This is a genomic window from Rhodococcus sp. I2R (genome assembly GCF_020889545.1).
In the GTDB taxonomy this organism is placed as follows: Bacteria; Actinomycetota; Actinomycetes; order Mycobacteriales; family Mycobacteriaceae; genus Rhodococcoides.
Genome location: NZ_JAHUTG010000007.1, coordinates 17,551 through 30,466 on the forward strand (window position 1 = coordinate 17,551; position 12,916 = coordinate 30,466).

Annotated in this window: 12 protein-coding genes; 5 read left to right on the forward strand and 7 right to left on the reverse strand. The window is 64.9% G+C overall.

Annotation, left to right across the window (positions count from 1 at the left end; genetic code table 11):
• Position 1: 1 nt before the first annotated feature.
• The 7 genes from KVY23_RS08735 to KVY23_RS08765 form a co-directional block, all read right to left on the reverse strand.
• Positions 2 to 1,897 carry a DUF2339 domain-containing protein gene (locus KVY23_RS08735; protein WP_230556102.1) on the reverse strand — a complete coding sequence of 632 codons (1,896 nt, stop codon included), beginning with the start codon at positions 1,895 to 1,897 and terminating at the stop codon, positions 2 to 4.
• A gap of 129 nt (positions 1,898 to 2,026) precedes the next feature.
• Positions 2,027 to 2,746 (reverse strand): DUF1707 domain-containing protein, encoded by a 720-nt coding sequence (locus KVY23_RS08740; RefSeq protein WP_230556103.1) that lies wholly within the window; start codon positions 2,744 to 2,746, stop codon positions 2,027 to 2,029.
• Positions 2,747 to 2,781: 35 nt separating this feature from the next.
• Positions 2,782 to 3,900, reverse strand: a complete 1,119-nt coding sequence (locus KVY23_RS08745) for a glycosyltransferase (RefSeq protein ID WP_230556104.1) — start codon at positions 3,898 to 3,900, stop codon at positions 2,782 to 2,784.
• A 342-nt stretch (positions 3,901 to 4,242) separates the two neighbouring features.
• Positions 4,243 to 4,497, reverse strand: coding sequence for an autophagy-related protein 2 (locus KVY23_RS08750; RefSeq protein WP_230556105.1), 255 nt, complete (start codon positions 4,495 to 4,497; stop codon positions 4,243 to 4,245).
• A gap of 27 nt (positions 4,498 to 4,524) precedes the next feature.
• On the reverse strand, positions 4,525 to 5,181 hold the full coding sequence (locus KVY23_RS08755; protein ID WP_230556106.1) for a response regulator transcription factor: 657 nt from the start codon (positions 5,179 to 5,181) through the stop codon (positions 4,525 to 4,527).
• Positions 5,178 to 6,305, reverse strand: a complete 1,128-nt coding sequence (macS, locus tag KVY23_RS08760; protein WP_230556107.1) for a MacS family sensor histidine kinase — start codon at positions 6,303 to 6,305, stop codon at positions 5,178 to 5,180. The genes KVY23_RS08755 and macS overlap by 4 nt, the downstream gene beginning before the upstream one ends.
• Entirely contained in the window at positions 6,298 to 7,494 is a 1,197-nt protein-coding gene (locus tag KVY23_RS08765) for an AI-2E family transporter (protein ID WP_371829805.1), read from the reverse strand. The genes macS and KVY23_RS08765 overlap by 8 nt, the downstream gene beginning before the upstream one ends.
• Positions 7,495 to 7,567: 73 nt before the next feature.
• Here KVY23_RS08765 and KVY23_RS08770 point away from each other — a divergent pair, with 73 nt between their 5' ends.
• From KVY23_RS08770 to KVY23_RS08790, 5 genes are all read left to right on the forward strand, one after another.
• Positions 7,568 to 9,022 (forward strand): adenylate/guanylate cyclase domain-containing protein, encoded by a 1,455-nt coding sequence (locus tag KVY23_RS08770; RefSeq protein ID WP_230556265.1) that lies wholly within the window; start codon positions 7,568 to 7,570, stop codon positions 9,020 to 9,022.
• A gap of 30 nt (positions 9,023 to 9,052) precedes the next feature.
• Positions 9,053 to 10,198: a YbhN family protein gene (locus tag KVY23_RS08775; RefSeq protein ID WP_206510503.1), complete on the forward strand. Its 1,146-nt coding sequence runs from the start codon at positions 9,053 to 9,055 to the stop codon at positions 10,196 to 10,198.
• 220 nt (positions 10,199 to 10,418) lie between these two features.
• The gene (locus KVY23_RS08780; RefSeq protein ID WP_230556108.1) at positions 10,419 to 10,970 is read left to right on the forward strand and encodes a YceI family protein; all 552 of its coding nucleotides are present in this window, start codon (positions 10,419 to 10,421) and stop codon (positions 10,968 to 10,970) included.
• 73 nt (positions 10,971 to 11,043) lie between these two features.
• Positions 11,044 to 11,421: a DUF3054 domain-containing protein gene (locus KVY23_RS08785; RefSeq protein WP_075837880.1), complete on the forward strand. Its 378-nt coding sequence runs from the start codon at positions 11,044 to 11,046 to the stop codon at positions 11,419 to 11,421.
• Positions 11,422 to 11,467: 46 nt separating this feature from the next.
• Positions 11,468 to 12,916, forward strand: coding sequence for a peptide MFS transporter (locus tag KVY23_RS08790; RefSeq protein ID WP_230556109.1), 1,449 nt, complete (start codon positions 11,468 to 11,470; stop codon positions 12,914 to 12,916).

Sequence of the window (12,916 nt, forward strand, 5' to 3'; positions counted from 1 at the left end):
GCTACACGGGGCTGGAGGCCTCGGTCACGTGCGCGAACCGGCGCGCATACCGGGTGCCCGCAAGCAGTAGGAGCAACCCGACGACGATGAAGGCTCCCACTCGGAACATTCCGTCGAGTGCACCGAGGTCGAACAGAAACAGTTTCGCCACCGATGCCGCTGTCAATGACAGACCCGCCATGAGCGCGATATGCGCGTACTTTTCGCTGCGCAGACCGAGCGCAAGCAACGCCATCGCCGCCGCCATCCATGCGATTGTCGCCGCGCAATGGCCGGCGACGAACCCGGTCTCGCCGCCGAGGGCTGCGATACCGAGCGCAACGGTTGCCGCGGTGCTCGCATAGATCGCGACGAGTCCCGCGATGATCCAGCAGGCCCCGAGATTGGCGTCGGCGATCTCCAATTCCGCTGCCACTCGAACCATTCCGACCGCGAGCGCAACCAGCAGGAATCCCGCAAGCACCACCCCGTATCCACCTGCAGCATGGGCGGAGTCCACCACCGAGGCAGGTGGACTGACCAGCAGAAATCCCACCGTCCCGAGTGCCGCGAAGGCAGCTGAAGTGAAATAGGCCAACCGTGACCGCGACCGCTGCGCGGCGACGACCAGCACTGCAGCGACGACCAACAGTGCAAGGGGCCGATAGTCGACCGCCGTCGGCAGGAGGACCGCTTGTAGCAGCGCCAGGGATCCGATGGTCGTGAGCACCACTCTGGCGTTCCGCGGCAGCCACCGCAGCGCGACGAGCGTGATGACGGCAACGAGTGCCACAGTCGACTCGATGATGGACGCCGTCCACGTTCCGAACATGGTGCCAGCAGCCAGAATCGGTAGAGCCGCAAAGCCTATCGTGGCAGTCGCCATGGTGTCGGCGTTGTTGCGACGGAGCAGAGCGGCGGAGCTGCCGAGCCCGAACGCCGCTACCACGGCGGAGACGATGAGAAGGATCAGCGCATCGATATCGGAGATATCGCCCAACCCGGCCTGCGCGATGGCGATCAGCGAGACCACCACGATCGGTACCGTGCGAACGGCGCCCAGAATGGGCCAGTCTCGTCCCAGCTGGGCGGCAAAACTTGCCACGAACGTCGCGGCGAAGAAGCAGACCAGCGCCGGAGTGATTCCTCCGGTCAACACCGGCGCGCAGAGTGCTACTCCGGTCAGAATGAGTACCGCCATGGCCTGCGATCGCCACGAGACCGCCAGCGCGACACCGGCGGCGGCGATACCGAACGCGGCAACGAGACCGATCGATGTTTCCAGCCACTCGTAGATCACCGTCATCGCAACCACGTCGAGGTAGAGACCGGCAATGCCCGTGGCTGCGACCGCGATCCCGCCGACACGACCACCAGGCTTACCGAAGACGCGAGATCCGATGTAGACGAGGGCGATCGAGAACACTGCGCCGACGCCGACGCGCAGTTCCGGACCGAACCAGCCGGCCTGCGCCGCCAGAATCAGCAGCATCACGACACCGACGAGAGTCACACCCGCACCGGCGACGGCCAGAACGCGGCTGATCACGCCGTCGCGTTGCCACCACGGCGTCTTTTCTACTCGTGGCGCGCGCACCTCAACGCGGCGCGCTGGAGGGGTAACCACCGGTTCAGCCCGGGGGCGGGAGTGTGGCGGCATCGGTTGGGGGCCGGTGTCCCACCGCGGGCGCCCCGGCTGAGGCAGAGGCTGCCGGGGTGCTTGGACCGGCTGGGGTGCTTGGACCGGCGGGGGTGCTTGGACCGGCGGGGGTGCTTGGACCGGCTGGGCCACCAGTTGCGCGTGCAGGGCGCCGAGGTCGCCGGAGAGTCGCCGCAGCTGATCACCGAGGGAGGCGAATTGACCGGACAATCCGGCCACCAGGTGCGGGTCGAGTTGGGTACCGCGGTAAGTGGACATGCCGAGAATCATTCGCTGAACCACACCGATGCGCCTGAGTAGTTCTACTCGTTCGAGGTAGGGGTTCTCCGCAGAATGTCACTCACCGAGGAGTGTCACTGACCGAGGAGTGTCACTGACCGAGGAGTGTCACTGACCGAGCATTTTGCGAAACGAGGTTCCGAACGGGTGTTTGGCGGTGATCGATCCGAATCTCACTTTGCCGCGAACGACGATGTGCAGCGGGCCGATCGGAGGTCCCGTGCGCACCTTGTTGTTTGCACTGCCGCCGACCGTTTCGACGGCGTTGAGGTCGACCGTCGCCTCCGAGGGCACGACGAGCGTGACGGTGCTGCAGTAATCGTCGATACTGACCTCGACGACCTGCGAGGACATGACGGCCTGGGTGAAATCGAGGGTCACCGTCGACAGCTTGCTTTCGATTGACAGGGCGCGTGGGACGTTCCACGGTCCTTTGCGGGTGACGGTCGACATGGTTCCCCGGATCGCCTCGGCGCGACTGTCGTGCCACCCACCGACGTGATTCGGTGCGTAGGTGCGAGCCTGATGCGGCGGGTACTGAGGCTGCGGCGGGTACTGGGTCTGCGCCGGGTGCGGGGTCTGCGCCGGGTACTTCGCCTGCGCAGGGTGTCGGTTCGGGCTCACTGGGCCCTGCTCTTCGGCGACTTGCATACCCGGAAGGTCGATCAGCACCGAGTTCAGCTCTCCACGAGTTTTGGCCGCGAGCGCGGTGTCCATCCGCTCGGTGAACTCGCCGAGCGAGAGCATCCCTTGCCCGACAGCGCGTTGCAGCAGCTGACCGACATGTTCCTTCTCCGCGTCGGACACCCGTAAATTCCTCGCCTCCATGAAGCCCACAATAGGCGAAAAGCCCATGACGGGGGTCAATCGGCGACGCGGCCACATCCGAGAACCGCGAGCATGCCGTCGACCGAGGCGGGCCAACCGAACTGCTCGGCACGGCTTCGCGCCGCGCGCCGTCGGGACGCGGTCGGTATGTCGAGGACGCGCGACAGTTCGCATGCGAATCCGTCTGCGGTGTCGTCGAAGTGGCCACCACACGCCGGTGTGACGATGTCTGCCAGCGCCGAGGATCGCGACACCACTACAGGTGTTCCGGTGGCCAGCGATTCGAGCGCCGCGAGCCCGAACGTTTCATGCGGGCCGGGTGCCAACGCGACATCGGCCGAGGCCAGTAGCGAGGCGAGCTCTTCTCTACCGTCGACGAAGCCCACGAACTCGACTGGGAGGCCGCGTGCGCGACGCTCCAGACCGGGTCGACGGGGTCCGTCGCCGGCCACGACGAGCCGGACATTTGTGCCCGAATAGTGCAGCGCAGCAACGGAATCGATACTTCTCTCGACATGTTTCTCCACCGAGAGTCGACCGCAGTGAACGAGGAGCGAATCGGCGTCGCCGCGCCAGGCGGAGGCGATCAGTGGATCTCGGCGGGATGGATTGAACAAATCGAGGTCGACCCCGAGCGGTACCTCGCTGACGTTGGCGGCGCCGATTCGCTCGAACTCGCGGCGCGCGAAACGAGTCGTGCACACCACCTCGTCGTAGGACCGGGCCGTGCGAGCATTCGCGACATCAGCCATGGCACGCGCGGCCGGTTCAGGGAGTATCTGGCCCAGCAACCTGTCCAACCGCTCGTGCGAGATCATGACGCTGCCGACTCCGCGTCGCGACGCCCACGCACCCATCCCACGAAGTGTCAGACGGTCGGAGACCTCGAGCACGTCCGGCGAGAGCCCGGCCGTCACGTCCGCGACCCGGCGGGGGTCCGCGGCCCGATATCCGCCGGTGAACGGGATACCTACCGCGGGCACGGTGATCCGCAGGACGCCCGTCGGGAGGAGTTCTTCCGACGCCTCGGCCCCCGGGACCACCAGGATCACCTCGTGTCCGCGCGCTGTGTAGCCCGCGCCCAGCTGATCGACCGCTGTCCGAAGGCCACCTGATCGAGGACCGTAGAAGTTCGCCAGCTGCACGATGCGCATTGGCGCGAGTATGACGGCTCGGCATGACCGCGCAGCCACGAGCAGACAAATTCTCCCTGCTCCGGTGGTGACGATCCGGGGCCGGTTCACGCGGGCGTGTACGGGGTATCGGCTATCGATGCAGACCACCATCGACGCCACCGGATCGGCGTCAGCCACCCTCGGATGGGAGCGATACATGAATCCGGACCGCTGGCCGGAGTGGGCGCCCCAAATCATGGGTGTCGACTACGAGCACGACCGCCTCACCGCCGACACCACCGGCCGAGGGCTCGCCGCTGCTGGTGCTGCCCTACGCGCCGGTGGCGAAGATCGCCCTGATGCAGCTGGTCAAAGCCTGATCTACTCGCTGCGCTGCGTCGTCTTCGGGTCGGTCCTGTCGGCCGTCACATCCTCGGCGTCCGGTGTGGGCAGCTTCTGCTCGTCGCCGGCACTGTCCATGTGATCGTCGAACTGGCGAATCGCTTCACCACGCTCGTCGGCGTTCTGCTCGGTATCCGCGTCCATGCCACGTGTCTTCTGCGTGGGGTCGACCGTGGTGTCGACTGGTTCTGAATCAGCGGATCGGGAAGCGGCGGGCTTGTCGGTGTCGGTCATGGCGTCAGGGTTGCCTGAAGAGGGAAGTCACAAACCCTTCTCGATCGCGTAGCGCGTCAACTCGACCCTGTTGGCCAAGTGCAGCTTGCGCAGTGTGGCCTGCACATGGTTCTCCACGGTGCGGTGACTGAGCGACAACCGGGTGGCAATCTGCTTGGCGCTCAGCCCCTTTGCCACCAGCCTCAACACCTCGGTTTCGCGGTCGGACAGCGTGGGGCGGGTGTCGACATGGTCGCTCTGGTCGGGCGCCGTCGAGATCCGTCGATACTCACCCAGCACCAGGCCCGCAAGGCCGGGAGTGAACACGGCTTGGCCAGCAGCCGTGACGCGTACCGCCTCGTACAGATCCTGCGCGGACGCACTCTTGACCAGGTAGCCGGTGGCGCCGGCCTTGATGGCGTCGAGCACGTCCTCGCGCTCCGCCGAAGCCGACAACACCAGAACTCGACTGTTCGCGGAGACCGCGAGCACCGCGGCGGTCGCCTCGGCCCCGTTGCCGTCGGGCAGATGCATGTCCATGAGCACGACGTCGGGCGTGGTGGCGCCGGCACGCCTTCGCGCGGCATCGACGCCGTCAGCGGTTGCCACGACCTCGAACCCCGCTGCCTCGAGATCTCGGGCGACGCCATCGCGCCACATCGGGTGATCATCGACGACCATGACCGAAATGTGCTCGCCGCTCATGTCGGCTCCTTCGGCAGTCGAATTTCCCATTCCGTTCCCGATTCGTCCGTATCCAGCGCGGCCACCCCGCCGAGCATCTCCACCCGACCGAGCAGTGATTTCGATACTCCCATGCGACCTTCGGCCACCGCTTCGGCCAGTCTCCCCGGAGCGATACCGGGGCCGTCGTCGCGAATGCTGACGATGATCTCCTCGCCCATGTCCTCGAGCAGAACGTAAGCGCGCGCACCGGGTCCGGCATGCAGCGCGACGTTGGACAGGGCGGTGGAGACCACCGCGGACACCTCGTCGGCGATACGTCCGTCGAGGAGCACGGGATCGGGCGGTGTGGACACGGACACCGTGGTGCTGGCCTGCGGCCGCAGCAGGCCGGAAAGGTCGACCTCGGTTCTGGTGGCATCGAATCGCGACGGCTCCCCCTGCTCCGAGATGAGCATCCGGAGCGCGACTTCCTGCTCACCGGCGAGTTGAGCGAGTTCTTCTGCCGCTCCGCCGATTTCGAAACCGCGGCGACGCACGAGTGCGAGTACCTGCAGAACCCCGTCGTGTACCTGGCGGGCGAGCCGTTCTCGTTCCTCGGTGATGGCGGCCAATCTGCTCGCGCGTTCGAGCTCCGCATGGGCCCGCCGAGCAGTGTTGCTCGCCAAGCCGAGCGCAAGCCCCACCGAGATCAGCACCGGAGCCGTGGCGTCGGTCCACAGGTCGACGTCGACCTGATCCCGCACGATCGCACTGACCAGCGACAGCATCACACCCGAGGCGATGCCGCCCTTGGGACCGAAGAGGAGCGCCGCGGAGATCACCGCATTGGTGGCCCACAGCGTGGTAGGCAACGTCTGATGCGAGCTGTACCAGTCGTGCTCGGCCACCAACCTGGTCGACGCCATCAACGCGATCACCACGATCTGATCGCCGAGCACCACCTTCCACCGCGCTACCGTCGCCTGCGACAACAGCGCAGCCGACACACCGGTCCATACCGCCATAATGGCGACGAGGACCCAGCTGAGCCGCGCATCGGTGTAGTTGCCGACAGATGCGATCTGGAAGCTGACGGCGTAGGCCAGGGTGATCAGCCGAAAAGCCTGCGAGGCCCGCCACAGCGGGGTGACGGGGTCAATCATTTTCGGGTTCGGCCCCGTCCGGCACCTCGAGCTCGGCTGGGAGCATCTCGAGCTCGTCTGGGAGTATCTCGAGCTCGTCGGGGTCCTCGACGAGCAGAGAACGGATCGCGGTATTGAGGAGGGCGACGATCGGTACCGCCAACAGGCCCCCGACGATGCCGGCCGTGACGATACCGACCGTGATCGCCAGCACCACCGCGAGCGGATGGATACGCACCGCTCGCCCCAGCAGCAGCGGTTGCAGCACGTGAGCTTCGAGCTGCATCACCGCCACGACGATTACCAGCGTCAGCAGTGCGGTCAGAAAACCCTTGGTCACCAGGGCGACGAACACGGCAAGGAACCCGGCGAGAAGCGCCCCGACAATCGGAACGAATGCACCGATGAACACCAGAGATGCCAGCGGCAGCGCCAACGGAACACCGAGTATCGCCAGGCCGACCCCGATGCCGACGGCGTCGGCGGCAGCAACCGCCACCGTCGCACGCACGTATCCGACGAGCGACCTGAAGCCTTGACTACCCGCAATCCGGACCCGGCGTCTCGCTGACCTCGGGGCGAGGCGGGTGACGAACTCCCAGATCTTGCTGCCGTCGTACAAGAAGAAGATGAGGATGAACAGCGTCAGCAGTGTCCCGGTCAGGATTTCGCCGACGACCGTTGCGGTGGACAACGCCCCGCTGGTAACTGCGGCCTGGTTGTCCTGGATGGCTTTGACGACGTTGTCGCTCGCCTGCCGAATCTGGTCCTCGCTGATGTGCAGTGGGCCTTGGGCAAGCCACCCCTCGAGATCGGTGACCGAGGCGGTGATCTGATCTCCGAGTTGGGGCAGGCCCTCGATGAACTGTTCGACGACGAACGTCATGATGCCCGCGACGACACCGATGCTCGCGATGATCGCGATGACGACGGCGGCGGCGCGCGGAACGCGACGGCGGTGCATCCAGTCGACGAGAGGCAGCAGCATCGCCGAGGCCAACAGGGCGATGGCGAGCGGCACGAACACGATGTCGAGTTGGACGACGAGGTAGCAGAACGTGAGGAATCCGGCGAACAGGACAAGCAGGCGCCACGTCCACGCGGCGGCGACTCGAACGTACGGATGTACCGCCTCAGCAGGCGAAGGACGTGTTCCAGGGGAGCCCGAAAGTACCTTCGACGCTTCTGCCTGCGGCTCGCGTTCGGTCACCCGGTAAATTTAACCCGTGCTGGCATCCTACCGAGCGGTCTCGCTCACTCTGAGGAGTCGCTGGCCGCTCTATATGCTCTCGATGCTGCTGTCGAATCTCTTCGGCGCGGTGCTGGTGTTCGCGTTCGTTCGCTACGGATTGCCGCTCGAGGAGTCGCAGCCCATCGTCGCCGACCGGGTGCGCAACGTCTACATTTTCGGCGCCTACCTCGTGCTCGCGGGGGCGATCAGTCTCTACTACGCGGCAGTGATGCTGCGGACGGTGGTCCGCTGGCAGTTGCGCGGCGGCCCGCCGACGCGCCGAGAGCAGATGACGACACTGCACGCACCACTGAGGCAGGCGATCGTCCACTCCATCCTGTGGGTGATCGGCGGCTTCATCTTCGTGATCCTCACCGTGAGCGAGATGCCATCTCTGGCCGTCGCGGTCATCGTCACCGTCGTGATGGCTGCGACCGTGACTTTCGGTTTCACCTACATGCTCGGCGAACGCATCCTGCGACCTGTCGCCGCAATGGCGCTGAGCGAGGGGCGTTTCGATCGCACCTTGACCCCCGGCGTCGGCACTCGCATGGCGATGACCTGGGGCCTCGGGACGTTGATGCCCGTCATCGGCATCATTTTGCTGTGCGTGACGCAGTTGACCACCGACCTCGTGTTCTCCACCAACGCGTTGGCGATCGCCATCATTCTGCTGAGCGGGCTGGCCATCGGTCAGGCGTTCATCCTGTCGATGCTCACCGCGAGCCAGATTTCCGATCCCATCCGCCAGTTGCGTCGCGCCATAGAACGCGTTCAACGAGGCGACAACGACGTCGAGGTCGAGGTGTTCGACGGCAGCGAGATCGGCCGGTTGCAGGTCGGCTTCAACCGCATGATGGAGGAGTCCGCCGAAAGACGCGTTCTCCGCGAGCTCTTCGGCCAGCACGTCGGCGAGGACGTAGCGCGACGCGCATTGCAATTCGGTACCGAACTGGGCGGCGAGACGCGCTTCGTCGCGGTCCTGTTCGTCGACATGGTCGGCTCGACGGCGACGGCGTCGGAACGTCCGCCGGGCGATGTCGTGGTGTTGCTCAACGAGTTCTTTCGTGTCGTCGTCGATGTGATCGACAAGCACCACGGATTCGTCAACAAATTCATGGGTGACGCCGCGCTCGCGATCTTCGGCGCACCGCTGGATCGCCCCGATGCTCCGACGGCGGCGCTCGCAGCAGCCCGTGACCTCCGATTTGCACTCAACGACATCACCGGTCTCGACATCGGCATCGGCGTTTCCGCGGGGCTCGCCGTCGCCGGGAACATCGGTGCCAAGGAACGCTTCGAATACACCGTCATCGGCGATCCGGTCAACGAGGCGTCCCGTTTGACCGAATTGGCAAAACTACGCCCGGGCCGAGTGCTCGCGTCGACCTCGGCGGTCTACTTCGCCAGCGACGAGGAGCAGGAACACTGGGAGCTCGGCGATCAGGTTCAATTGCGAGGCCGGCGTCGGCTCACCCACCTGGCTTGGCCGGTGGAGCGTCCTTGAGCCGGGCCCGGTAGTGGTTACCCTGTGAAGGTGGCCGAACCCAGACCCGAGCGTGTGGCCGATGCACCCCGCAAACGCAAACACAATCGTCTTCGCTGGCTCAAGTGGGCCGCTGGGATCGCATTGCTCGCCCTGCTCGTTGCTGAAGGAATCTATCTGTGGCCGCGGCTGCACGAATCCTGGCAGGCGTTGACCGAAATCCACTGGGGGTGGGTCGCTGGCTGCATCGTCACGCAGGCGCTGTCACTGAGCGCTTTCGGCCGAGTCCAGAAGCAGCTGATGTCCGCAGCCGGGGTGCGCGTGCGGCAGGCGAAATCGGTGGCCGTCATCTACGGAAGCACAGCGATGTCGCTGACGCTCCCCGCCGGCCAGGTGTTCTCCACCGCCTTCACCTACCGCCAGACCCGCCGATGGGGAGCAAGCCCCGTCGTCGCGTCCTGGCAGCTCGCGATCTCCGGGGTCATCGCCGCGTCGGGACTCGCTCTGCTCGGTGTCGCCGGCGCATTGCTCGTCGGCGGATCGGTCAACACCTTCACCCTCGTCGTACCGATCGCGGGCGTGCTCGCGATCGTGTTCGCCGTGCGGTACGTCTCCGCGCATCCATCGTCGATCCGTAGCGCAGCCGGGTGGGTGCTCGGCAAGATCAACAACTTCCGAAACCAAGCACCCGACATCGGCCGCGAACGCGTCGACGCAATCATCGAGCAGGTTCGATTCGTCCGGCTCGGCCCGCGCGATGCGGGCCTGACCTTGACGTGGTCGGTTGTCCACCGTCTCGCGGATGTGGCCTGCCTGGGCTTCGCCTGCTACGCCGTCGGCGCCGATCCCAGATTGTCCGGGCTACTGTTCGCGTTCGCGGCGGCCAAGGCAGTCGGATCGGTCCCGCTCGCCCCCGGTGGACTCGTCGTCGTCGACGCCACCCTCATAGCACTGCTCACCAGCGCTGCCTCGATCAGCGCGTCCCAGGCTGTGGCAGCCGCCTTCGTTTACCGCGCTATCAGTTTCATCCTCGTCGCCATCGTCGGGTGGATCGTGTTTCTGGTGCTCTTCCGCAAGCACCAGCACGAGGATCTGGACTACGACTTCGAACTCCAACGGCGCGAAACCAGCGAACTGCACGCCTCCCGCAGCGACGCCGAGCAGCGCGCAGACAGGGCCGACCCCGAAACTGCTTGAAGGTTGCAGTTTCGGTTGCCCGGCTTTTTCGGAGCGAATGTCACAGTCGGTCACTCTGAGTGTGCGAGGGGGCCATTCGCTCACTCGTGGGTGAGCCAATGTGACATTCGGTCACCAAATGCATGTGTTCTCCGTCACATTCCGCGCTGGCGGAATACATCCGGACCCCGGTCCGTTTAATATTCATATACCGCTTGAACCTTCAACCCAAGGAGCTCACATGACCACCGCCATCGCTTTGCCCGAACTCTCGGCCGGCACCTGGAACATCGACGCCACACACTCGACGGTCGGCTTCTCGGTTCGCCACCTCATGGTCAGCAAGGTCCGGGGACGCTTCCAGAACTTCAGCGGCACGATCACCGTTTCCGCCGACGGGACACCGTCCGTCAACGCCGAGATCGACGTCGCATCCATCACCACCGACAACGAGCAGCGCGACGGCCACCTCAAGACCGCCGACTTCTTCGAGGTCGAGAAGTTCCCGACCGCGACGTTCACCTCCACCTCGGTCAAGCCCAGTGGCGAGAACTTCGTCCTGACGGGTGATTTCACGTTGCACGGCGTCACCAAGTCCATCGAGATGAAGCTCGAGTTCAACGGGGTCAACCCGGGCATGGGCGCGGGACCGGTCGCCGGGTTCGAGGCAACCACCACCATCAACCGTCGCGACTTCGGCATCAGCATCGACATGCCCCTCGAGGGCGGCGGCGCTGTCGTCGGCGACAAGATCACCCTCACCCTGGAGATCGAAGCCGGCCAGGCCTCCTAGTCACCACTCTTGGCACGGCCGAACGGGCCCGCGGACCGATACGTCCGCGGGCCCGTTCTCTATTGTGGGACCGGTGAGCAAGCGAAGCCCCATCATCGCCGCCGTCGTCGATCTCGTCCTCGTCGTCGTCTTCTGCGCCATCGGACGAAGAAGTCACGACGAAGCGAATGCCGTGGCGGGCCTCGCCACCACCGCATGGCCTTTCGTCACCGGAGCCGTCGTCGGTTGGGTTGCCACCTGGGCGCTCTACCGCGACAAATTCGACGCTTACCTGATCGTCCCGACGGGCATCGTCGTCTGGGTTTCGACGGTCGCCGTCGGCATGATCCTGCGTGTGGTCAGCGGGCAGGGAACTGCGTTCAGCTTCGTCCTCGTGGCGTCGACGGTCCTCGCGATCTTCCTGTTCGGATGGCGCGCGCTTGCCAGACTGTTACTTGTAACGAAAAAGTAGCCCCATCGGCCTGCCGGAACACCCACCGGCATGGAACAGTTCACAGATGGCCGACGTGCACAACAAGCAGGACACCGCGTTCTTCGGGCAGCCGTTCGCTCTGGCGAATCTCTTCGGTGTCGAGATGTGGGAGCGCTTCTCGTTCTACGGGATGCAAGGCATCCTCATCTACTACCTGTACTACTCGGTGTCCGATGGTGGCCTCGGACTCGCGGAGAGCTCTGCGACGTCCATCGTCGGCGCCTACGGCGGCACCGTCTATCTGTCGACGATTCTGGGCGGATGGGTAGCCGACCGGTTGCTGGGGTCCGAGCGCACACTGTTCTACAGCGCCGTGATGATCATGTTCGGTCACATCGCTTTGGCCGTCTTGCCCGGATTGCTGGGTGTTGGAGTGGGTTTGGTCCTCGTCGCGTTCGGTAGCGGCGGACTCAAAGCCAACGCGACATCGCTCGTCGGCGATCTGTACGGCGAGCACGACAATCGTCGCGACGCCGGGTTCTCACTGTTCTACATGGGCATCAACATCGGCGCGTTCGTCGGACCCCTGCTCACCGGGCTCGCTTGGGATACGTTCGGATTCCATGCGGGTTTCGGTCTCGCAGCAATCGGTATGGCGGCCGGTTTGATCCAGTACACACTCGGGCGCAAGCACCTGCACGGTATCGGCGCGTCCCCCTCGAATCCGCTGCCCGCAGATCAGCGCATCAAGTGGGGAGCCATCGGCGTCGCCGCCATCGTGGTCGTCGCGCTGCTGTCGGTGTTCGGCGCGATCACGGCGTCCAATATGTCCGATATCGTTGTCGGAGTGACGGTGATCGCCGCCATCGGGTATTTCGCCGTCATTCTCTCGAGCAAGCACATCACCACCATCGAGCGTCGCCGCGTCGTGTCGTTCATCCCGATGTTCATCGCCAGCGCCGCGTTCTGGTCGCTGTTTCAGCAGCAGTTCACGACGGTCCCGCTCCTTGCCGATACCGTGCTCGATCGCAACCTGTTCGGGTGGGAGTTTCCCCCGAACTGGGTGCAGTCCATCAATCCGATCTTCATCATCATCTTCGCGGGTGTGTTCGCGGCCGTCTGGACGAAACTGGGTGATCGCCAGCCGTCGACACCGCTGAAGTTCGCGGCGGGCGTCGGGATCATGGGCCTGGCTTTCCTCGCATTCGTACCCTCGCTGGCCGGCAACAGCATGCCGTTGCTCGCCCTCGTCGGCATCCTGCTGATGTTCACCTTCGCCGAGCTGTTCTTGTCCCCCGTGGGACTGTCGCTCTCGACCAAGCTCGCCCCGAAGAACTTCCACACCCAAATGGTCGCGCTGTTCTTCCTCTCCGTCGCATTGGGTTCGGCGATGGCCGGCACACTGGCCGGTTACTACGACCAGGACAACCCGAATCCGTTCTTCTACAGCGTCGGTGGCGCGTCTCTCGCCGTTGCCGTTGTCCTCCTTGCGCTCACGCCGTGGATCAAGAAGATGATGAGCGGCGTGCGCTAG

Excerpts from the sequence above, each read along its gene's own strand:
- KVY23_RS08735 (WP_230556102.1), bottom strand. The coding sequence starts at position 1,897 with ATGTCCACTTACCGCGGTACCCAACTCGACCCGCACCTGGTGGCCGGA.
- KVY23_RS08740 (WP_230556103.1), bottom strand. The coding sequence starts at position 2,746 with ATGGAGGCGAGGAATTTACGGGTGTCCGACGCGGAGAAGGAACATGTC.
- KVY23_RS08745 (WP_230556104.1), bottom strand. The coding sequence starts at position 3,900 with ATGCGCATCGTGCAGCTGGCGAACTTCTACGGTCCTCGATCAGGTGGC.
- KVY23_RS08750 (WP_230556105.1), bottom strand. The coding sequence starts at position 4,497 with ATGACCGACACCGACAAGCCCGCCGCTTCCCGATCCGCTGATTCAGAA.
- KVY23_RS08755 (WP_230556106.1), bottom strand. The coding sequence starts at position 5,181 with ATGAGCGGCGAGCACATTTCGGTCATGGTCGTCGATGATCACCCGATG.
- macS (WP_230556107.1), bottom strand. The coding sequence starts at position 6,305 with ATGATTGACCCCGTCACCCCGCTGTGGCGGGCCTCGCAGGCTTTTCGG.
- KVY23_RS08770 (WP_230556265.1), top strand. The coding sequence starts at position 7,568 with ATGCTCTCGATGCTGCTGTCGAATCTCTTCGGCGCGGTGCTGGTGTTC.
- KVY23_RS08780 (WP_230556108.1), top strand. The coding sequence starts at position 10,419 with ATGACCACCGCCATCGCTTTGCCCGAACTCTCGGCCGGCACCTGGAAC.
- KVY23_RS08790 (WP_230556109.1), top strand. The coding sequence starts at position 11,468 with ATGGCCGACGTGCACAACAAGCAGGACACCGCGTTCTTCGGGCAGCCG.